This is a genomic window from Streptomyces laurentii (genome assembly GCF_040635425.1).
GTDB lineage: Bacteria > Actinomycetota > Actinomycetes > Streptomycetales > Streptomycetaceae > Streptomyces > Streptomyces laurentii.
On record NZ_JBEYHT010000004.1, the window covers coordinates 178539 to 200115 of the forward strand.

Genomic DNA, 21577 nt, shown 5'->3' on the forward strand with positions numbered 1-21577 from the left:
CGACCGGAGCGAGGGCCCGTCCCACCTTGCCCCACGTCTCACCAGAGCCCTGATCCGGTCCCGGATCCGGAATCCGCCCCCGCCACCGAGGCGCGCACCTGCTCGCTCTTCGATGGCCCTTCACCCTCACGACAGGAGTCGTTCCATGTACACACGTGTATCGCCGAAGTTGCGTCCCGCCCTGTCACGAACTGGCCGGCGCAAGGCCATGCTGGCGGTGATCGTGCTCACCGGAGCCGTCATCACCACCGGTGCGCTGTTCCCGCCCGCGGCCTCCGCGGCCAGGCCGGACGCCGTTCAGAACAGCCTGAACGCCCTGGTCGCCGACGACCGGATGCCCGCAGCGCTGGCGAGCGTCACGGACCGCGAGGGGCGGACGCGCACCTACACCGCGGGGGTCGGCGACCTCAAGACCGGCGCGAAGGTACCCAAGGACGGGCAGGTGCGGGCGGGCAGCAACACCAAGGCGTTCACCGCCGTGGTCATGCTGCAGCTCGTCGCCGAGAAGAAGATCGACCTGGACGCCCCCGTCGACACCTACCTCCCCGGCCTGCTGCGCGGCGAGGGAATCGACGGACGCCACATCACCATCCGCCAACTCCTCCAGCACACCAGCGGCCTGCCCGAGTACATGGAAGCTCCCGTCTTCGCGGACTTCCCCGCCGTCCGGTACCGGTACTTCGAGCCACGCGACCTGCTCGACGGCGCCCTGAAGCAGGAAGCGCACTTCTCCCCGGGCGCGAAGTGGGAGTACAGCAACACGAACTACCTGGTCGCCGGCCTGGTCATCCAGAAGGTCACCGGCCGCCCCGTGGGCGAGGAGATCAACCGGCGCATCATCGACCGCGTCGGACTGCGCCACACCTACTTCCCCACCCCCGGAGAGACGACCCTCCACGAGCCCCACCCCCGAGGCTACGAACAGGACGAGGCCGACGGACCTCTGATCGACTACACCACCATGGACATGTCCATGGCCTGGGCCGCGGGTGCGGTGATCTCCACCAACAGCGACCTCAACCGCTTCTACACCGCCCTCCTCGACGGCGACCTCCTGCCCCCCGCCCAGCTCGCCCAGATGCGCACCACCGTCCCCGCGGAGGCACGCGGCCCCGGCGTCCGCTACGGACTGGGCCTGACCAGCACGCCGCTGTCATGCGGTGGCGTCTACTGGGGTCACGGCGGAACCGCCCTGGGATACCGGACACGAGGAGGCGTCACAGAGGACGGCCGTGCCGCCGGCATCGCGGTGACCACCGCCCCGACGGGTGCGGCCTCCCAGCGGGTGGAGGCCGCCGTCGACACGGCACTGTGCCGCTGATCCAGGCAATCGAACCAAGTCGGCCCGCGCGCACTGTCGTTCCCGCCCGGCGGTCCGGCAGTGGCCATCCGTCACTGCCCCCCTCGCGGGCAAGTCCCCTTCCTGGCCGTACAGATGTCCTCCCGGGTAGGCGACCCAGGGGGTGCACTGCTCACGCTTCCCCACGTGCCCCCGGCCGAGGCAGCGGTGAGTCTCCGGTGCCGACGAGGTGCCGGAGCAGGGCGAGATCGATGTCCGGCAGACCGCGCAGGACCAGCCGGCGGGGGGCCGGGGCGATGGCGGCCAGTGAGGGAACCGCCACCACCGCGCAGCCGGCCGCCTCCGCCGAGGCGACACCGGCAGGGGAATCCTCGACGGCGACGCAGGTCGCCGGGCCGGCACCCAGCCTGGCCAGGGCTGCCTGGTAGGGGTCGGGGAACGGCTTGGTGCGCGGGGTCTCCCCCGCGGCGACCGAGGTGGTGAACCAGTGCCGTCCGAGGGCGTCGAGGACGATCTCCACGACCGGTCGCGGCGAGGCCGAGACCAGGGCGGTCGGGATTCCCTCGGTGCCGAGGGCCGTCAGGAGTTCCACGGCCCCCGGCAGGGGGACGACCTGTCGGCGTACGAGCTCCGTGAAGCGCTGTTCGAGGGACGCGCCGATCCGGGCCGGGTCGGTCCGCCCGGCGGACCGGGCGGCAAGGTGGGCGGCGCTGTCGTCGATCGCCCGGCCGAGGACGAAGGCGAGGTCCGCGTCCGTGGGGACGATGCCGAGGCCGAGGGCCTCTTCCTCGACCGCCCGCAGCCACAGTCGCTCGGTGTCGACGAGTGTGCCGTCCATGTCGAAGAGGACGGCGCGCAATGCGGTGCTGCTCAATCGGACTCCTGGGTGGGCGGACGGAGGACATGGGACCGGCCGGCCCCGTCAGCCGTCGGATCGGCGGGTGATCCGGAGGGTGCGGATCTCGAAGGGGCGGAGCGTGAGCTGCGGTCCTCCGCCGACCGGTCCGTCCGGCCGGACCGGCACCGCGCCGTCCACGGGGCGCTCCAGGAGGTCCGTCTCGGTGACGGTCTCCCAGGGGAAGGCGAGGGACAGCGTGATCCGGGCACGTCCACCATGGGCTTCGTACAGGCGGACCACGATGTCGCCGGACCGGTCGTCGGCGAGCTTGACCGCCTCGATGACGACGCCGTCGCCGTCCGTGGCGACCAGCGGTGTCACCGCCGCCGAGCCCGGAAGAACCCGCTCGGGCAGGTTGGCGTGGTAGCCCTCGCGGACGGCGGCCGCGACGTCGGCCCCGATCACGAAGCCGTAGCGCAGCCGGTGCCGGCCCTGATCGGCGTCCGGATCGGGGAAACGAGGGGCGCGCAGCAGCGTGAGGCGGACGGTGGTGGTCGTGCCGCCGTCGGGGCGGACGTCGCGAGTGACGTCGTGGCCATAGGTGGAGTCGTTGACCAGGGCGGCACCCCAGTCGTGCTCTCCGACGTGCAGGAAGCGATGGGCACAGATCTCGAACTTGGCCGCGTCCCAGCTGGTGTTGGTGTGGGTGGGGCGCTTCACGTGCCCGAAGGGGATCTCCGCGGTGGAGTGATCGGCGCGCAGGTCGAGCGGGAAGGCGGCCTTGAGGAGCTTCTCCTTCTCGTGCCAGTCGATCCGGGTGTCGATGTCGAGTCGCCGGGAGCCCTCGCGCAGCGAGAGAAGCTGGTCGATCCGGGAGTCGCCGAACGTCCGGACGACCCTGACTCCGCCGGGCTCGGCGCGTACCTCGTCTGCGTCGGCCAGGTCACGGACGGTGTTGCGGTAGAACTCGTCGATGTCCCAGGCGTCGTACGCGTTCGGGAAGTCCTGGTGCAGCTGGAGCAGGTTGGCCGCCGCGCCGGGGGCGACGGCCTCACGGCGGGCCGCCAGGTCGGTGGCCGAGACGACCAGGCCACGGGGGTCGATCACGATCCGTACGACGCCGTTGTCGAGCACGAAGCCGTCGCCGGCGGGTACAGGCCGGACGGCCGGGTCCGCGGGCGTGGTGCGGACGGCCGCGCCGAAGGCGGGTACGCCACCACGGGCGTACGGGGAGGCGTTGAAGACGACCGGCGCCTCGCCTTCGCCTGCCAGCGCGCGCTGCGCCGAGTCGACGATCCCGCGCAGCTCGGCGAGGACCTCGGTGTAGGTCCGCTCGGCCTCGCGGTGCACCCAGGCGATGGAGGAGCCGGGCAGGATGTCGTGGAACTGGTGCAGCAGTACGGTCTTCCAGAGCCGGTCGAGCTCCTCGTGGGGATAGCGGAAGTCCGTACGGACGGCCGCCGTGGCCGACCAGAGCTCGGCCTCGCGCAACAGGTGCTCGCTGCGCCGGTTGCCCTGCTTGGTGCGCAACTGGCTGGTGAGCGTGCCGCGGTGGAACTCCAGGTAGAGCTCGCCCACCCACACCGGGGCGTCGGAGTACTCGGCCTCGGCGCGCGCGAAGAAGTCCGCGGGCCGCTCGACGACCACTCGGGGCGAGCCCTCCAGGTCGCCCAGGCGGGCCGCACGTGCCAGCATCTCGCGGGTGGGGCCGCCGCCGCCGTCGCCGTATCCGAACGGCAGGAGTGAGCCGCTGGCCGCTCCCTTGTCCTGGAAGTTGCTTACCGCGTGGGCGAGTTCGGCGCCGGTGATCTCGGCGTTGTAGGTGTCGACCGGCGGGAAGTGGCTGAAGATCCGGGTGCCGTCGATGCCTTCCCAGCGGAAGGTGTGGTGGGGGAACTTGTTGGTGGTGTTCCAGGAGATCTTCTGGGTGAGGAACCAGCGCACACCGGCCAGCTTCATCAGCTGCGGCATGGCCGCGTTGTAGCCGAAGGTGTCGGGCAGCCACATCTCCTCGGTCTCGACGCCGAACTCGTCGAGGTAGAAGCGCTTGCCGTGGATCAGTTGACGGGCGAACGCCTCACCTCCGGTGATGTTGGTGTCGGGCTCCACCCAGAGACTTCCGACCGGCAGGAACTGACCGGCCTTCGCCTTCTCCTGGACGCGGGCGTACACCTCGGGGCGCCGTTCCTTGAGCCAGGCCAGTTGCTGGGCCTGGGACATGGCGAAGCAGAAGTCCTGGTGGTCGTCCATGAGTTGGGTGACGTTGGAGAGCGTCCTGGCGACCTTGCGGACGGTTTCGCGCAGCGGCCACAGCCAGGCGGTGTCGATGTGGGCGTGTCCGACGGCGGAGACGCGGTGGGCGCTGGGAGCGGCCGGGGACGCGAAGGCGGGGCGCAGCACCTCGCGGGCGGCGGGCGCACTGCCGGAGATGTCCCGGAGGTCGACGGCGTCCAAGGCCCGGTCGATCGTGTGAAGGAGCTGCCAGCGGCGGGGGTCGGCTTCGGGGAGCGCGTGCATCAGCTCGCCGAGGACGTCCAGGTCCTGGGCGAGTTCCCAGACCTGGGTGTCGAAGACGGCGAGGTCCGCGCGGAGCAGTCGGTACAGAAGGTCGCCGGCCTGGCCGCTGCCGGTGATCCAGGCGGGCACGCTCCCGAGGGAGGTCGGCTCGTGGCTGTCGCAGAGGGCCGGGTTGGCGGCGGCCTCGATGTACGAGGTGAACTCCTCGCCGCCTCGGACCGGATCGGCGACCGGGATCCAGCTGTTACGGGGGTTGAGCGCCTTCAGTACGGTGCCGTCGGGCCGGTACACCAGGCCCTCGGTGGAGAACCCGGCGCCGGTGACGTCGAAGCCGAGGTCGAGGACGGCTTCGACGCGTCGTCCGGCCCACTCCTCGGGGATCCGGCCGGTGACCTTGAACCAGCTCGTCGACCAGGGCGGTCCCCAGCGGTGTCCGACCTGGACCGGCCGGTACGGCGCCGCCAGCCCGTCGGCGACCGGCACCGGCTCGCCGGGGACGTCCCAGATCCCCACCTGGAGCGGGACGGTCCGGGCGTGTACGGCGGGCCGGATCCGTTCCTTCAGCACCCGCTTCAGGCGCTGCTCGATGAGGCGTCGCTTGTTGTGCATGGGTTCTCCGTGCGGGTGTCGATACGGGACGGGTGTCGGTCCTCGGCGGGTGTCGGGCCTCGGCCGGTGTCAGTCCTCGGCGGGCCCCAGGTCGGGCCGGTCCCTCAGTTCGACGGTGCGGGTGGTGGTGGCGTGGAGTTCGAGCACGGTGATCTCGTTGCGGCCGGGACGCAGGGCCGGTGCGGGGACGAACAGGGTGGTCTGGGGGCCACGGGACCAGTACCGGCCGAGCGGGAAGCCATTGATCCAGGCATGGCCCTTGGTCCAGCCGTCCAGCGCGAGGTAGCCGTCGGCGGGCCGGTCGAGCTCGAAGGAGCCGCGGTGGAAGGCCGGGCCGACCAGAGGTTCTGCAGGAGCGACGGCGAGGGCGTCGAGGCTGTCCAGCGGAAGCGAGCTGCTGTTCCAGTCGGCGAGCTCTTCGCCGTTGACGCGGACCGGGCCGAGCAGGCCCTTGCGGTCGTGGATGCCGGGTCCGTAGTTGACCCGGCCCTGGTTCTCCACCAGGACCGCGAGCCGGGCCCCGCGCCTGGGCGTGACGAACGCGAGGGCGTGCTCGTGGTTCTCCCGCTCCAGTACACCGACGGGCTGCCCGTCGACGAAGACCTGGGCCCGGTCGCGGACCTCGCCCACCCGCAGCACGGCCGGCCCCTCGGCCGGCAGCTCCGTCTCGTACAGCACGAAGCCGAAGGCCCGGCCGAGCTGTTCCATGGTCTGCGGGCGGTCGGCGCGGACCGGCCGCCCGAACAGGTGGGGCTGGTCGAACAGGCCGGCAGACGCGTCGAGCTCGACGACGGCCGGGGCGAGCTTCGGGCCGGGTGCCGGAACCGGCTCGTCCGGCACGGGGGCGTACCGGGCGATGACCTCTCGGAAGGCCTCGTACTTGGGGGTCGGATCGCCGGCCTCGTCGAGGAGGGCGTCGTAGTCGTAGGAGGTCACGGTGGGGCGGTAGGTGCCCTTGTCGTTGGCTCCACTGGTGAAGCCGAAGTTGGTGCCGCCGTGGAACATGTAGATGTTGACGGAGGCCCCGGCGGCGAGCAGCCGGTCCAGGTCGGCCGCCGCGTCGGCGGCGTCGCGGGTGGTGTGAACGGCGCCCCAGCGGTCGAACCAGCCGATCCAGAACTCCGAACACATCAGCGGTCCGGCCGGCTGGAGCCGGCGCAGCTCGTCGAGCCCGGCCTCGACGCGGCTGCCGAAATTCACGGTGCGCAGGACTCCGTCCAGGCCGCCGCGGGCGAGGTCGGAGGGCTGGTCACAGGTGAAGAGCGGGACGTCGACGCCGTGGACGCGCAGCAGGCCGGCGAGGTCCGCGAGGTAGCCGGTGTCGTCGCCGCAGGCCCCGTACTCGTTCTCCAGCTGCACCGCGATGACCGGCCCGCCGTCGGTGGACAGGTACGGCTTCAGCGGCGGCAGGAGGGCGGCGAGGTAGCCGTCGACGGCTGCCAGGAAGCGGGGATCGCGGCTGCGCAGTTCGATGCCGTCCTCGGCGAGCAGCCAGGAGGGCAGACCGCCACCCTCCCATTCGGCGCAGATGTACGGGCCGGGCCGGAGCAGGACGTACAGGCCCTCGGCGGCGGCGAGACCGAGGAAGCGGGGCAGGTCGAGACCTCCGTCCAGCCGGAATTCACCTGGCCGGGGGGCGTGGAGGTTCCAGGGGACGTAGGTCTCGACCGTGTTGAGCCCCAGCAGGCGTGCCTTGCGGAGCCGGTCGGCCCACTGATCCGGGTGGACACGGAAGTAGTGCAGTCCGCCCGAGATGATGCGGAACGGCCGGTCGTCGAGACGGAACCCGTCATCGGCGATCTCCAGTCGGGGCATGCCTTGGTGCTCCTAGGTGTGGTTACGGAAGGTGATCAGGCGAGCGGGCGGCAGAGCACGGCGTCGGGGACGCCGCCGTGCTGCCACTTCCAGGTGTAGGCGACGCCGGCCAGGTACTCGCCGTCGGCGCACTGGCCCTTGTAGTAGCCGGGCGCCCAGTCGCTGGCGTTCGACCCGCCGGTGGCGGGGCGGTTGTCGCCCTTGTCGAACCAGGCCACTCGGTTGGTGGTGGGCAGGGAGGCCGCCGCGGGGGCGCACAGGAGGGCGGCCATGGCGTTGGCCTTCACGCTGAACCCGACGGCGAAGGTGTTGCGGGGGCACTCCAGCTTGTTGTAGCCGGAAGCCCAGTCGCCGTTCGTCACGTATCGCTCGTCGGTGACGGTGGTCCACGCGCCGGTGGACTTCGCCGGCTGACCGGAGTCGGTGCACAGACCGCGGCTGACGCCGCGGCCGAGGCCGACAAGGCGCTGGGTGTCGGGGCAGTTGCCCTTGCGGTTGCCCGATGACCAGTCCGGCTTCGCCAGCATGGTGGCGGAGACGTTGTAGTCGGCGTAGTCCAGGTTGAGCATGTTCCAGCGCGGGGTCACGGCGATCCGGCCGGTCATGGCGGGCGCGTTGACGAGCTTGGTCCAGTCGGTCACGCGCCAGTCGCCGGGATCCATGATGCCGAGCCGGGTGCCGCCGGTGGTGTAGTTGACCATGGCCCAGTTGTCCTGCGGCTTGCCGTTCGCGTCGGTCCAGCCGACGAGCGGCCAGATGGCGAAGTCGGAGTCGTTGTTCACCAGGATGTCGGTGAAGCGGCGGAACCAGTCACGTTCCTTGGTGTCCGTGTCACCGCGGCCGCCTGCGCCGAACTCGCTGATCCACACGGGCGCGGTGAAGTGCTGGCCGGACCGGGTGACGAACAGCGCCTGGTCGTTGATGACCTTGACGAGCTCCTCAGGACTGAGGTCCTCGTAGCGCGGGTCGGTGGTCTCTCCCGTACCCGTGGCCCCGGTGTGGTTGGGGCCGGTGTAGCCGTAGAAGTGTGCCGCGTAGACCAGCTTGTCCGAGTGGATCAGGGTGTTGGAGAGCGTGGCGACCGGGGTGAGCGTCGGGCGGCTGTGGGGGGTCAGGTCGGTGGGTATGCCCTGCCAGTTGATGCCCTCCATGACGATCAGCAGGTCCGGGTTGGCCTGAAGGATCTCGTTGCCTGCCTGTTCCAGGGCCTTGTTGAGGTCGTAGTCGTTGCCCCAGCCCCAGTTGGCGTCGTTCCAGGTGTCGCGGCGGACCTCGTTGCGCAGGTCGGTGCCCACGACGCGCTTGTTGTTCTGATAGCGCTTGGCGAGGAACACCCAGTCGTCGATCCACTGCCGGGTGGTCTGGCCGCTGTTCCAGCGCTCGTTGCCGTCCAGACCGCAGCAGAAGCGGTAGCTGGTGGTGTGGTTGTTGAGGATGACCGCGAAGCCGTCGTCCGTGAGTGCCTGGATCACGGCGTCCATCACCTGCAGCGGGGTCTTGCCCTTGAGCTGCGGGTTGGCGGCCACCGCCGCGTCGGGGACCGTGGTCGTGTCATGCACCAGCGCGTTGGCGAACGGGAGCCGGATGCTGTTCAGGCCGAGAGCATGGAAGTCCGCGAGGATCTGCCCGATGGGCTTGCGGTCCAGACCGAGCGGGATGTTGTTCGACTTCTGATCCGCCTGGTGGTTCGCGGGGTCGTTGACGTCTCCGCTGCCCTCCCAAGTTCCCTGCGCACCGGCCCAGTTACCGGATTTCAGCTTGAAGCGGTCGCCGTTGGCGTCCACGACGTACCGGCCACGGGTGGAGAGCGGCGCGGTCCACGAGGCGGCGAGCTGCTCACCCGTCTCGGCGGCCGGGGCGGATTCGGCGGCCTGCGCCGGATCGGCATGGGCGCCGGGGACGGTGACGGCGAGCAGCGCCGCGGTGGCGAACAGCGCGCGCAGCCCGCGTGGTGCGGATCGTGCGGTTCTCATGATGTTCCCTCCGGAGAAGTGGGGTGAGGGAGAGCAGGATGGTGCGGCCCCGGACACGGCGTCCGGGAGATTCGGGGGGGCCGAGCCGTGTCCGGTCAGCCCTTGAGGCCGCTGGTGGCGATGCCTTCGACGATGTGGCGCTGGGCGACGAGGAACATGACGACCAGGGGCAGGATGGTGACGACCGCGCCGGCGAACAGGCCGGGCAGGTTGATGGTCTGCGCGGTGAGGAAGGTGGACAGCGCGATCTGAGCGGTCCAGGCGGACGGGTCCTGACCGATGACCAGTGGCCACAGGAAGGAGTTCCAGCTTTCGATGAAGGACAGCGCGCCGAGCGAGGCGAGCATCGCTCCGGAGCTCGGCAGGGCGACCCGGCCGTACAGACCGAGCCAGCCGAGGCCGTCGAGGCGTCCGGCGTCCTCGATCTCGCTCGGGAACTGCAGATAGAAGTTCCGGAACAGCAGCACCGCGAACGGATTGAAGAGGCCGGGCACGAGCAGGCCCCACAGCGTGTTGACCCCGCCCATGGAGCCGACCACGACGAACGTCGGAACGAAGGTGACCGAGCTCGGAATCATCAGCGTGGCCACCACCAGGGCGAGCACCACCCCGCGCCCCGGGACCGGGATCCTGGCGAGGGCGTAGCCGGCGGCGGAGGCGAGGAGCGTGGACACCGGCGCGGTGACGGCGGCGATGAGCAGCGAGTTGCCGAGGGCCGGGCCCATGGAGACGGAGGGGTCGTCGAACAGGGCGGTGAAGTTCTCGAAGTGCATCGTCGAGGGCCACCACGTCCACTCGGGCGACGTCAGGCCCTTCGAGTCCATAAGGGAGTTGCGGAGCATCAGGTAGAAGGGCGCGAGGAAGGCCGCGGTCAGCAGGCCGACCAGCAGGCCCCGGATGGTGAGGCGCGCGGCGCGGGACAGTCCGGGCAGGGTGATCATGCGCTTCTCATTCTCCGCTCCTGCCGAAGCCGGTGAGCCGGCCCTGGATCAGGGTCACTCCGACGATGAGGGCGGTGAGCACGAAGGCTCCGGCGGAGCCGAGGCCGTAATTCTGGCTGCCCATCGCGGTGTCGTAGAGGTGCATCAGCGGGGTCTGGACGGGGGCGGTTCCGGTGCCGGAGAGGCCGCTGTTGAACAGGTTGTAGAACTCGTCGAATGCCTGGAAGGCGGCGATGAACTGCAGCATCAGCACGGCGACGGAGGTGTTGCGCAGCATGGGCAGGGTGATCCCGGTGAGGAGTCGCCGGCCGGCGGCGCCGTCGAGCGAGGCGGCGTCGTACACCTCCTTGGGGATGGCCTGGAGCCCGGCCAGGAAGAGCACCATGTAGAAGCCGACCTGGAGCCACAGGCGCAGCGTGACGAGGACGACCCAGTAGAGCGGTGGCGAGGTGGACTGCAGCCAGGCCACCGGTTCCGCTCCGAACCATCCGCCGATCATGTTGGCGATGCCCGCCGGCAGCCCGTTGAACAGGGACATCTTCCACAGCAGAGCGGCGGCGACGTACGAGACGGCCGCCGGGATGAGGAACGTGGTACGAAGCAGGGCCCGGCCGCGCCGGATCCGGTGCACGAGCAGCGCGAGCCCCAGGGAGGCGGCGAAGGTGACCGGCACGATGAAGGCGGTGAAGAGCAGGATCTGGAGCAGCGAGCTGCGGAAGGCCTGGTCGGACAGGAGGGTCTGGTAGTTGTCGAGTCCGACCCACTTGCCGAGGGCGATGGAGCCGCGCGCGTCGCTGAGACTGAGGAGGAAACTCCAGCCGATCGCGACGTACTTGAAGATGCCGAGCCCGATGAGCATCGGCGCGGTGAGCAGCACGAACGCGATCCAGCCGGACCGGCCGACGCGGGGCCGGCCGGGGCCGGTCCGGCCGGCGCGGGCGGCGCCCCGCGGGATGACCGCGGGGCGCCCGGCGCGCTCGGGCTTCAGCGTGGTGGCGGTCGCCGAGTTCATCGGTGTCACCGGCCGAGCTGCTTGTCGATCTCGCGCTGGGCCTTCTTCACCGCGTCGGCGAGGAGGGCGGCCGGGTCGCCCTGCCCGCCGGCTATCTTCGCCGCCGCCGCGTTGAAGGCGCTGCTCACCGCGAGCTCCCAGGTTCCCGGGTTGTGCTTGCCGTACTTTTCGGCCAGGCCCACGGTCTCCTTGGCGGCGCCGGCGGAGAGCTTCTTCGCGGACGCCGCGACGGACTTGCGCGGCGGGACGTGGAAGCCGTAGCTCTCGGCGAAGTCCCGCTGGAGGGCGGACTGTTCGACCCACAGCCACTGGGTGAACTTCTTCGCCGCCGCCAGGTTCCTGCCCTTGGCGTTGACACAGTTGGTCCAGCCGCCGACCCGTACGACAGGGGCGCCTCCGGCCTTGAAGGCGGGCCACGGCAGCACGCCGAAGTCGTCGCCGAGCTCCTTCTCGATGGCGGGCATCGCCCACAGGCCGCACCACTGCATCGGCACGACGCCCTGGGTGAAGGCCGCGGGGTCCCACCAGTCGGTGGTGAAGCCGAGCAGCAGCGACTTGTCGTCATGCAGGCGCTTCAGGGCGGTGATCGCCTCCAGTGCCCCGGCAGACCCGAACGCCACCTTGCCGTCGGGGGTCACGAGGTCACCACCGTTGGACCAGACCGCGTTGCCGGCGCTGTCGCCGATGCCGTCGTTGCCGACGAAGAGTCCCTTCTGCTTCTTGGTGGTCAGGGCCTTCGCCGCGGCGGCGAGCTCGTCGAAGGTCCTGGGCGGGGTGATCCCGGCCTTCGACAGGGCGCTCTTGCGGTAGTAGAGCATGATGACATCGTCGATCTCCTTGACGCCGTAGAGCTTGCCGTCGACGGTGACCGAACTGATGGCGTTGGCGTTGAAATCGCTTCTGGCGCTGCCGTACACGTCGTCGAGCGCGGCGATCTGCCCCCGCCGGACCATTGCCTCGCTGAAGTCGCCGATCTCGAAGACGTCGGGGGCCGAGTCCGTCAGCAGGGTCGCGTTGAGCTTGCTCGCGTAGTCTCCGGGAACCCATGTCACCTTGACGGCGATGTCCGGGTTGGCCTTGGTGAATTCCTTGGCATAGCGGAGCACGGCCTGCTGGGTGCCGGCTTCGCCGTAGGCGTGGTACCAGACGTTGAGGGTGGTCTTCGCCCCGGAGGCCGAGCCGCCCGTGGGGTCGGTGCTGCAGGCGGTCGTCAGGACCGTTCCGGCGGCGACGAGCAGCGAGCCGGTGAGGAACCCGCGTCGGCTAAGCTCGGTTCTGCGTGCGCTCATGTCCCATGTCCTTCTGTGAGGGTGTGTGCAGGGCGGATGTGCTCCCTGGTCGGCGCCTTCGTCAGTGCTTGCCGGCAGAAGAGGGCGGCGGCCGGGGGGTCGTGTGCGACGGCTGGGGAACGGCGGCTTCGCCGCGCCGGTCAGCCGGCGCCGATCGTGGCGGTCGCCGGGGGCTGCGGGAAGAGGGCCTGGATCGCCACCGCCGCGCCACCGCGGGCCCACTCCTCCCAGGGAAGCGGTCGCAGCGACAGCGGACAGCGGGACGCGGCGCCGAAGACGTGCGCGGCGTACGCGTCCTGGATGTGGCGGCCGAGCAGGTCGTAGGCGTCGGCTCCCTCACCGCTGACGACGACCCGTTCCGGGCCGACGACGTTGACCAGGGTGGCGATGCCGACGCCGATGGCACGTCCGGCCCGTGCGAACCGCTCCACCAACTCGGGGTGGCCGTCGCGAGCCATGCCGACGACCTTCTCCAGCGTGAGGTCCGGATCGGCGGTGAGTTCGCGGGCCTCGGCGAGGATCACGTCCGTCGAGGCGATCCCCTCGACGCAGCCGCGCGCGCCGCACCGGCAACGCGGCCCGGACGGGTCGACACAGATGTGCCCGACCTCGCCCGCGACACCGTAGGCCCCGCGGAGGAGGTGCCCGTTGACGACGAGGGCGGAGCCTATGCCCGATCCGATGGTGACCAGCGCGAAGTAGCCGGTGCCGATGCCTTCGCCGAACCAGTGCTCGGCGACGGTCAGGGCCCGGACGTCGTTCTCGACGGTGACCGTCAACCCGGTGGCGGCGGAGAGCAGTTCGGCGATCGGAACGTCGCGCCAGCCGAGGAGGCCGGAGCGGCGGAGCGTGCCGCTGTCGCGGTCCACGTCCCCGTTCACCGCGACGCCGAGGTGGCGGGTGCGGTCCCGGAACGAGGGGCCGGCGTCGAGCAGTTCGTCGACCAGCCCGGCGACAAGGGCGACGACGGCCTCGGGCGTGCACTCGCTCAATGAGCGGAGTGCTGTGGCCCGGATGCCGGCCCGCAGGTCGCAGACGGCGCCGAAGACCTGGTCGGCGCTGATCTTCACTCCGATGAAGTACTCCCTGTCGGCAGCCACCGCAAGCGGGTTGACCGGCCGGCCCGCCCCGGGTGCGGTGCGCTCCGGTGGGAGTTCGTACAGGTACCCGTCGTCGATGAGCGGGCGGGCCGCCTTGGTGACGGCCGTCGAGGAGAGCCCGGTGCGGCGGGCCAGTTCCACTCTGCTGAGCGGTCCCTCCGCAAGGAGCAGGGCGAGGACCGCAGTCTCGGCAGGTGCACTGACCAGAGGCTGGGCGTGATGTCGAAACACGGGTGCAACATAGAGCAAATAAATAACTTCTTCCAGTATTGATTCAGGAGTTGGGGCTCCCCTACGCTCGGGCCCTCTTCTGTGCCCGGTTCCAGGGGCCCCGCTTCACTTCTCACGTCAGAGGACCGTCCGTGCTCGCCACGCACCCGCTCGTCACCTTCGATCCCGGCCGCGGCCTCGCGGTTCTGCGTACGCCCCACAGCGTCTACGCGCTCCGCGTCGCCCCCGACGGCATTCCCCGACACGTCCATTGGGGCGCGCCGCTGGACACCGATGCCCTGGCCGCTCTGCCGGAAGCGGTCTCACCCGCCGCAAGCAGCTTCGAGGCGGACGCCGCGCCCGACGAGCTCGCGCCGCAGACCGGGGCGCGCTTCGGACCGGCCGGCCTCCAGGTCCGCTTCGCCGACGGCACCCGCGGTGCCCAGTGGCACTTCGCCGGTCACCGCGTGGACGGCGGCGAACTGCGGCTTCGCCTGGAGGACCGCCGCCGCCCGCTGCGGGCCGAACTCTGCTACCGCGTACGGTCGGACACCGATGTCGTCGAACGGTGGACGGAGCTGACCCACACCGGGGCGGCGGACGGATCACCCGATCCGATCACCGTCGACCGGCTGGACTCGGCCTCCTGGACCGCTCCCCCGCTGGCCGACTACCGGCTCAGCCATCTGGTGGGCGGCTGGAACAGCGAGTTTCAGCTCCAACGGGACAGACTGCCAGTGGCCGAGACGGTTCTGACGAGTCGTCGGGGCATCACGAGCCACCAGGCGAGCCCCTGGCTGGCCATCGAAGACGGGACCGCGAGCGAGGAGCGGGGCGAGGTGTGGAGCGCCGCGCTCGCGTGGAGCGGGAGTTGGCGCGTCACGGTCCACCGCAATCCGGTCGGCCGCACCATCTGGACCGGCGGCTTCGGCCACGAGGGAGTCAGCTGGACCCTGCAACCCGGCGAGAGCCTGCACACCCCGGTGTACGCGGGTCTCTACACGCCCCACGGCTTCGGCGGGGCCAGTCGCACCTGGCAAGCGTACGTGAGCCGGCAGGTGCTGCCGGAGCCCGACCGCGACCGGCCGGTCCTCTACAACTCGTGGGAGGCCACCGGGTTCGACGTCGACGAGGCCGGCCAGATCCGCCTCGCGCAGCGGGCCGCCAGGCTCGGTGCGGAGCTCTTCGTCCTGGACGACGGCTGGTTCGGCACCCGCCGCGACGACCGGTCCGGTCTCGGCGACTGGACACCTCGCCCCGAAGCCTTCCCCCGCGGGCTGCGCCCGCTCGCCGACGAGGTGCACCGCCTCGGTATGCGGTTCGGGCTGTGGGTGGAGCCGGAAATGGTCAACCGCGACAGCGAGTTGTACCGGGCGCATCCGGACTGGGTCGTCCACTCCGGCCGGCTCGACGCGACCGAACTGCGCAACCAGCTGATGCTGAACCTCGGCCGGCCCGAGGTGGAGGCCTGGGCCCAGGAGACCCTTGACCGCCTGGTCCGCGACAACGACGTCGACTGGCTCAAGTGGGACGCCAACCGGCCCATCACCGAGGCGGGCTGGGACGGCCACCCCGACCCCGACCGGCTCTGGATCGAGCACACCCGGGCCGTGCACCGGATCATGGACCGGCTCCGTGCCGCGCACCCTCGCCTGGGCATCGAGGCGTGCGCGGGCGGCGGCGGACGCGTCGACCTCGACATGCTGGCCCGCACCGACCAGGCCTGGACCTCCGACAACACGGATCCGGTCGACCGGATCGGCATCCAGCACGGCTTCTCCCAGCTTTTCCCCGCCCGAGCGATGGCCGCGTGGGTCACGGACAGCCCGAACCCCGCCACGGGCCGACGCACCCCGTTGCGGTTCCGCTTCCACGTCGCCATGGCGGGGGCGCTGGGGATCGGCGGGGACCTGACGTCCTGGTCCGACGGGGATCTGAAGGAGGCCGCCGGATTCGTCGCCGCGTACAAGCGCATCCGCCCGCTCGTCCAGCGGGGACACCAGTACCGCGTCGCCTTCGACGGCCCGGTCTCGGCGGTCCACTACGCGGCGCCGGACGACAGCGAGCACGCGATCCTCGTCTGGCGCCCCACGACGCGCTTCGGGCACGCGCCCGCTCCGGTCCGGCTGCCCGCGCTCGACCCCGGAGCCCGCTACCTGGACCCGGACCTGAACCAGGTGCACAGCGGCGCCGTCCTGGCGAGCCGGGGCATCGACCCCCGGCTCCCCGACGGCGACTACGCCAGCATCCTGATCCGGCTCCGCCGTATCGGCCCGTGAATCCCGACCTTCCTCCGCATCCCCGCTCAGCCCACCCACGACGTTTGGATCCGCCCATGGACACCGCACCGGACACTCCCCACGTCCTGGTGGTCGGCATCGACGGCGTACGCCTCGATCTGCTCCCCGAGCTCCACACCCCGCACCTCGACGCGATCGCCCGCGCGGGCTTCCTGGCACCGGTCGAGGTGGACTCCGCGACACCGACGATGTCCGGCCCGTGCTGGGCCACCATCGTCACCGGTGTCGGCGTCGCCAAGCACGGAGTGTGGGGCAATCGCCTGCACGGCAACCGCCTCGACGTCTTCCCCGACTTCACGACCCGGCTCGCCGCCGACCGCGGACTCCGCACCTTCGCCGTCGGGGGCTGGGCGCCCCTCTTCCTCGCCCAGGAGGGCGGCCCGCTCTTCGTCGCCCCCACCCGGCTCGGATACGTCGCTCCCCGCGAGGACACCCCCCAGGGGTGGGAGGAGGCGGACGGGCGGGTGACCACCGACGCGGAACACCTGATCGGCCTGGACGAGGACCTCCACGCCGGTTTCGTCTACCTGGGCGCGGTCGACGAGACCGCGCACTTCCTGGGCTGCGGTCCGGAGTACCGGGCGTCGATCGAGGCAGCGGACGCCCGCCTCGGCCGGCTCCTCGCCGCGGTACGCCGCCGCCCCGCGTACGCGGACGAGCAGTGGACGGTCATCGTGGTCACGGACCACGGCCATCGCGACGAAGGGGGCCACGGAGGCCGCAGCCCGCAGGAACGCACGGCCTGGATCGCCGCGTGCGGCCCCGGCCTGTCCGCCGACGCGGCCCCGCCGGTCCTCCACCACGCCGACGTGGCCGCCCAGGTGTACACCGCCCTCGGCATCACGCCCGATCCCCACTGGACCTTGGACGGCTCCCCTTTCGGTACATGAGAGGCCGGCCCGTCATCGGGGGTGTGCCGCTCGGACGGACCCGGCCCGGCCGACCTGCCCGCCCCCTGTGCCTCGTACGTCAGGCGGCGGTGAAGTCGTGGGCGCGGCCGCCGCTCCACTCCACCCACTGCGGATCGTCCCAGATGTTCTCGGGATCGGTGATGCCGGCGCCTTCGAGGAACACGGCCACGTCGTGGTCGCTGTAGGCGGTGCCGAGGACCTCGTCCTGGCCGTGGCTGTGCACGCTGACCCTCCGGCCGCCCGAGTCGGAGGGCCGGTGCACGACGATCGGCGCACCGCTCACGCTCCCAGCGTGCCCCGGGACCCGCAGGTGGGCCAATCCTCCTGTGGTCCGGTGCGGTGCGGTGCGGGCCGGGGGCTCGGTCGTAAGAACGGATGCGTGCCCCATGCGAAGGTCTGGTAGGCCATCGGCGGCAGTTGCCTCCTCCGCCAAGAGCGGTCTCTCACCAGGCTCGGCGGTGCGCCAAAAGCAGGCCGTCGCGGCGCGCGGGAGCGCGGCCCACCAGGAGGCGCCGGCCGCCCTCTCCGACGGCGTCGAGCTGGTCGGCATCCATCCGGGCTGACCTTGCCACAGGCGCCCGCACTCCGAGAATCGAGGAGCCGCATCCCACATCCCGAGGACGGCGGGACCTGGGAGCGGACCCTCCTCGCCGAAGGCCGGTAAGGTCCCTCCCTGTCACGCCAGTGGCCTCGGAGCGAGACGGCATAGCCGGCACCGACCCTTGAAGAGGTCAGCGCACCCGGCCCCGGGACTTGAGCGGGGTGGCCGGGACCTCCGCCGCGTCCAGCCGGCCTCCGTCGTACCCATTCACCTCACCGAAGCGGTCGCCCGCCATCCAGTCCTCCCGCGCCTGGCGGATCATTGGCATTGCCTCTGGGTAGCCCGATTCACCCGTAAATCGCCAGTTGGCCCAAGCATGCCGGTCAGCGTCACGCTGCGAACTGGGCCGCCGTGACGGGACCGCCCCCGCCTGCCCCCGTGGCCCTGAGGTGGGGGCTGGTCAGCCCGGCTCACCGAACCGATAACCGGTCCCCCCACTCGGCGCGCCCCGACGGGAGCGCAGAACTGCCGGTGACAGCTCCGACACCGCCTCTCGCCAGGCTGAGGGGGGACGCCCTGACCGGCGGTGGCGTACGTCCGAGCCAGCGGAGGACCTGACAAAGAGCTGACAGGCCCTCTACCCAGAGTGATCAAGCCCTGCAAAACTGGCGCGATGAGACGTGTGCACCTGGAAGCGGCCGAAGACCATGTCGAGCGCCTGGCGAGAGAGCACGATCCCGTGGGAGCCGTGAAGGAGCTCATTTGGAACGCGCTGGACGCGGACGCCACCAAGGTCGCGATCACCATCGAGCGGTCGGCCACTGGTGCGGTGGACAAGGTCATGATTGCGGACGACGGGGAGGGCATCACCCCTGAGGGTTGCACGACCGCTTTCGAGAAGATCGGTGGTTCGTGGAAGAAGCACAGCCACACCACGGTCGGCGGCCGCCCCTTGCACGGCCGTGCTGGCCAAGGCCGTCTGCGCGCGTTCGCCCTCGGTGCTTTCATCAGGTGGACCACCGTTGCCAAGGGAATTGACGGCCTGCAGAAGACAACGGTGACGGCGCACAACGCCTCGCGCAACGACTTCCAGATCGGCGACTCCACGTCCACGGAGGAACCGACGGGAACACTGGTCGAGGCTTGGGGTCGGCAGTCGGTGGTTCTGGACCGCCTCACCGCCGATCGCGCGCGGAGTCTGCTGACGACGGAGTTCGCTCCGTACCTGGCCAGGTATCCCAGGGTCGAGATCGTCTTCGACGGGGAGAAGATCGACCCCACCGCGGTCATCCAGAAACACGCTGAGGAACGCATCGAGTTCGAGCACAACGGCGCTATGGAGACCGCTGTCGTCCGGATCATCGAATGGGACATGCGGGTGGAACGCGAGCTCCACCTGTGCGATGCCCTCGGCGTCCCCGTCGACATCACTGAGACGAGGATCCAGGCGCCCGGTTTCGATTTCACCACCTATGTCCTCTGGGACCGGATGACGGAGCACCGGGGTGACTTCCTGCTGGGTGAAGCCTCCGACGGTCCGGTGGCATCGCTTCTGGCCGCCACGCGGGAACACCTGAGGTCGTACTTCCGGCAGCGGGCCGTGGAGCGCCGCAAGGAGGTGGTCGACCAGTGGAAGCACGCCGGCCTCTACCCGTACGACACTGAGCCTACGAGTGAGGCCGAGAAGGTCGAGCGGGAGACGTTCGACATCGTGGCATCCACCATTCACCGCCATATGCCTCGGCCGGCGAAGCATCAGAGGGCCACGCTCGCCCTGCTGCGCGAATCGGTCAAGCACCAGCCGAGCAACGTGAACCGGATCCTCGACGAGGTCTTCCGCCTCACGAGCGACGACAAGTCGGAGCTCGATCGCCTGCTGAATCGTACGAGTCTGTCGAGCATCATCAGGGCGTCCACGAGCGTTGCTGACAGGTTGGACTTCCTCGCGGCCCTCTCGCACATGGTCTTCGATCCGGAGGTCAAGAAGCTCGTCAAGGAGAGGTCGCAGCTTCACAAGATCCTTGAGAACGAGACGTGGGTGTTCGGCGAGCACTACCAGTTGCTCGTGAGCGATCGTTCCCTCGACCAGGTGCTCGATCGCCACCTCGACCTTCTCGGGCGCGGCAACCGGAGCCCTCAGCCCGTGTACCGGGAGGACGGATCGGTGGGGATCGTCGACCTCATGCTGTCGAGGTCCAGGCGCGAGCACGACCGGCAGCAGCATCTGGTCGTGGAGTTGAAGGCGCCCAAGGTCAAGGCGGGTGACAGGGAGCTCCAGCAGATCAAGAGCTATGCGCTGGCCGTGGTCGAGGACGCCCAGTTCGCGGACGTCAGGGCCGAGTGGGACTTCTGGCTCGTCACTTCAGAGATGAGCAAGGTCCTGAGAGCGGAGGCCAGGCAGGCGGGCAGGCCCCGGGGGTGCATCTGGGATCTGAAGGAGAACGAATACACCGTCCGCGTCTGGGTCAAGACGTGGTCGGAGCTGATCGATGAGAGCAAGGGCCGCCTGCAGTACTTCAAGGAGCATTTTGACCATGACCCGTCAGTCGAGCAGGCGATCGACTACCTGCGTCACTCCCATCTCCCGTACATTCCGGACGCTCTGATTCCAGCTCCGCGTGAAGGGCAGACAGACGATACCGGAGCCAGCGTCTCGGGCTCGATGGACGCAACAGCGGATCTGGTGTGAAAGTAGGCGCGACGACAGAGCTCCAAGCCACGGACCTGAGACTTTATGGTCGCCCCGCTACACGGGGAGGTCCGGCCGCGCAGGCACTGTGGTCGCACCTCGGGAACCTGCCTGGGTCGGTGATCCGCCGCATCGTCAGCTCCGGTCGCTGTCTCAGAGGGCGCGTCAGTGAGGAGTCCGGACTGCTCGATCACTCCTCCGACCGAAGCCGCTGACGAGCCGCCTCAAGTTGCTCGTGATAGTCGGATGCGAACAGCTCAGGAAGTGCCTTGTCGAGCGTTCCGACGATCCGATGGATCGGCGCCCAGACCGCCTGATCGTCGACAACGCGGCTGAGGTCCGTCATCTGGAGCTTCTCCAGCCAGTGCGACAGCACCAGTGCCTCGTCACTCGTGAGCTTGATCGTCACCTGGCTATCGCTCATGCATACCCCTACGGCTCGGCCCACCCCTGACCGCACGAACCTACTGGCCTTGGACCTTGGCCAAACACATAGGGGAACCCCTGTGGTCGCGGGTGGGCACGAGGGTGCCGTCGACGATGAGCACGGCATCCCTGGCGAACCGCTTGCGGGGGCGGAGCGCGAGCATCGGCCCGAGATGGTCGATGATGCGGTCCGCCGCCGACTTCGACACCCCAAACAGCGGCGCGAGCTGCCGCATCGTGAGGTTCGTGCGCCAGTACCAGCAGTGCCCGGTCCTCCAGGGGAAGGCTCCACGGCTGGCCCTTGCAGACCGCGTCCGCACCTGCGCGTCGCAGCACGGTTACCAGTTTGCCGAACTGCCGTGGGTTGAGCCCGGTGAAGGGGGTTATCCAGGAAGGCTCCGACGCCGTGATCACACCAGCCACATCGTGATCATTTCACCTGGACGGTCAGGTCAGAACAACATCAGGGCTCTGGGATGAAGGCGGGGTCAACGCCTATCGCGGCAACGCCCTCACGCACAGAGCGATCGAACTGCTCGATCTCCGCCACGAGAACATCCCAGGCGACGGGTGAGGTCCAGAAATCCGGCGTGAACACAGAGCCCACCTGCCAGCCCCCATCAACGCTCACGATACGTATCAGCCCTTCCTCCGCCTGCATGGAGTCAAGCTCGAAGTCCTCATGGCCGGCAGCCGGGCTCCGAAGCCAGAGCGCCAGGTGGTACGCCAGCTCGGCCACGGGAAACATCGCCTCGGACCACACCTCCTGCCCCTGCTCCCAGATGGACAGATCTGCCTCGATGTCGAGCAGCAGAACCTCCGAGGGGGCCTCCTGCGGGGTCAGACCGCGTCGCGGCATGTCCGACAGCCCAAAGTTCCGGCAGACGAACCGCACGGCCTGGCCTCCATGAGACCTAAGGCTCCTGGCCATCCAGGCAGCCTAAATATGGACAACCGTATCAACCCATACCAGGCGCCCCGCTCAGCTCCAGTTAACGGGACAACCCTTAGGCGACTGCGCACGACCGCTTGGACGCACTGCCGCTGTTCGTCATCGCGAAGCCATCCCGCAGGTCAGTCAAAGTCACGGTGGGACGGTACCAACC

The 21577-nt window shown here is 69.8% G+C and carries 16 protein-coding genes and 1 pseudogene; 4 read left to right on the forward strand and 13 right to left on the reverse strand.

The features are described 5' to 3' along the window. The first annotated feature begins 145 nt into the window (after window positions 1-145). Window positions 146-1321, forward strand: a complete 1176-nt coding sequence (locus ABZ693_RS04385; protein WP_435842339.1) for a serine hydrolase domain-containing protein — start codon at window positions 146-148, stop codon at window positions 1319-1321. 151 nt (window positions 1322-1472) lie between these two features. Here ABZ693_RS04385 and ABZ693_RS04390 read toward each other — a convergent pair whose 3' ends face one another. The 8 genes from ABZ693_RS04390 to ABZ693_RS04425 all read right to left on the reverse strand — a co-directional run bounded on the left by ABZ693_RS04390 (window position 1473) and on the right by ABZ693_RS04425 (window position 13625). Continuing rightward, window positions 1473-2174 (reverse strand): HAD family hydrolase, encoded by a 702-nt coding sequence (locus tag ABZ693_RS04390; protein WP_359873197.1) that lies wholly within the window; start codon window positions 2172-2174, stop codon window positions 1473-1475. Window positions 2175-2222: 48 nt separating this feature from the next. Then, window positions 2223-5264: an alpha-mannosidase gene (locus ABZ693_RS04395; RefSeq protein WP_359873199.1), complete on the reverse strand. Its 3042-nt coding sequence runs from the start codon at window positions 5262-5264 to the stop codon at window positions 2223-2225. A 69-nt stretch (window positions 5265-5333) separates the two neighbouring features. Next, a complete protein-coding gene (locus tag ABZ693_RS04400; protein WP_359873201.1) occupies window positions 5334-7079 on the reverse strand; it encodes a glycoside hydrolase family 35 protein in 1746 nt (581 codons plus the stop codon). A gap of 35 nt (window positions 7080-7114) precedes the next feature. Then, a complete protein-coding gene (locus tag ABZ693_RS04405; RefSeq protein ID WP_359873203.1) occupies window positions 7115-9052 on the reverse strand; it encodes a glycoside hydrolase family 5 protein in 1938 nt (645 codons plus the stop codon). Window positions 9053-9147: 95 nt separating this feature from the next. Continuing rightward, window positions 9148-9993 (reverse strand): carbohydrate ABC transporter permease, encoded by an 846-nt coding sequence (locus ABZ693_RS04410; RefSeq protein WP_359873205.1) that lies wholly within the window; start codon window positions 9991-9993, stop codon window positions 9148-9150. 7 nt (window positions 9994-10000) lie between these two features. Further along, window positions 10001-11005 (reverse strand): carbohydrate ABC transporter permease, encoded by a 1005-nt coding sequence (locus ABZ693_RS04415; RefSeq protein WP_359873207.1) that lies wholly within the window; start codon window positions 11003-11005, stop codon window positions 10001-10003. A 5-nt stretch (window positions 11006-11010) separates the two neighbouring features. Next, window positions 11011-12294: an ABC transporter substrate-binding protein gene (locus ABZ693_RS04420; protein WP_359873210.1), complete on the reverse strand. Its 1284-nt coding sequence runs from the start codon at window positions 12292-12294 to the stop codon at window positions 11011-11013. 140 nt (window positions 12295-12434) lie between these two features. Then, window positions 12435-13625: an ROK family protein gene (locus ABZ693_RS04425; protein WP_359873212.1), complete on the reverse strand. Its 1191-nt coding sequence runs from the start codon at window positions 13623-13625 to the stop codon at window positions 12435-12437. A 131-nt stretch (window positions 13626-13756) separates the two neighbouring features. On the opposite strand from ABZ693_RS04425, the gene ABZ693_RS04430 reads away from it, so the two are divergent. Together ABZ693_RS04430 and ABZ693_RS04435 are read left to right on the forward strand one after the other, a co-directional pair. Further along, window positions 13757-15883 carry an alpha-galactosidase gene (locus ABZ693_RS04430; RefSeq protein WP_359873214.1) on the forward strand — a complete coding sequence of 709 codons (2127 nt, stop codon included), beginning with the start codon at window positions 13757-13759 and terminating at the stop codon, window positions 15881-15883. A 56-nt stretch (window positions 15884-15939) separates the two neighbouring features. Next, on the forward strand, window positions 15940-16794 hold the full coding sequence (locus ABZ693_RS04435; protein WP_359873216.1) for an alkaline phosphatase family protein: 855 nt from the start codon (window positions 15940-15942) through the stop codon (window positions 16792-16794). Between the two features lie 79 nt (window positions 16795-16873). On the opposite strand, the gene ABZ693_RS04440 is transcribed toward ABZ693_RS04435, so the two are convergent. Both ABZ693_RS04440 and ABZ693_RS04445 read right to left on the reverse strand, forming a co-directional pair. Then, window positions 16874-17098 carry a hypothetical protein gene (locus ABZ693_RS04440; protein ID WP_359873218.1) on the reverse strand — a complete coding sequence of 75 codons (225 nt, stop codon included), beginning with the start codon at window positions 17096-17098 and terminating at the stop codon, window positions 16874-16876. Window positions 17099-17546: 448 nt separating this feature from the next. Then, the gene (locus ABZ693_RS04445; protein WP_435842340.1) at window positions 17547-17684 is read right to left on the reverse strand and encodes a pirin; all 138 of its coding nucleotides are present in this window, start codon (window positions 17682-17684) and stop codon (window positions 17547-17549) included. A 345-nt stretch (window positions 17685-18029) separates the two neighbouring features. Here ABZ693_RS04445 and ABZ693_RS04450 point away from each other — a divergent pair, with 345 nt between their 5' ends. Further along, complete coding sequence (locus ABZ693_RS04450; RefSeq protein WP_359873220.1) at window positions 18030-20045, forward strand: ATP-binding protein; 2016 nt, start codon at window positions 18030-18032, stop codon at window positions 20043-20045. 190 nt (window positions 20046-20235) lie between these two features. Here ABZ693_RS04450 and ABZ693_RS04455 read toward each other — a convergent pair whose 3' ends face one another. The 3 genes and pseudogenes from ABZ693_RS04455 to ABZ693_RS04465 form a co-directional block, all read right to left on the reverse strand. Beyond that, entirely contained in the window at window positions 20236-20469 is a 234-nt protein-coding gene (locus ABZ693_RS04455; RefSeq protein ID WP_359873222.1) for a hypothetical protein, read from the reverse strand. 82 nt (window positions 20470-20551) lie between these two features. Then, window positions 20552-20894 (reverse strand): annotated as a pseudogene (locus ABZ693_RS04460) (transposase family protein); the annotation flags it as partial. Window positions 20895-20934: 40 nt separating this feature from the next. After that, on the reverse strand, window positions 20935-21402 hold the full coding sequence (locus ABZ693_RS04465) for a DUF7878 domain-containing protein (RefSeq protein ID WP_359873224.1): 468 nt from the start codon (window positions 21400-21402) through the stop codon (window positions 20935-20937). Window positions 21403-21577: the final 175 nt, after the last annotated feature.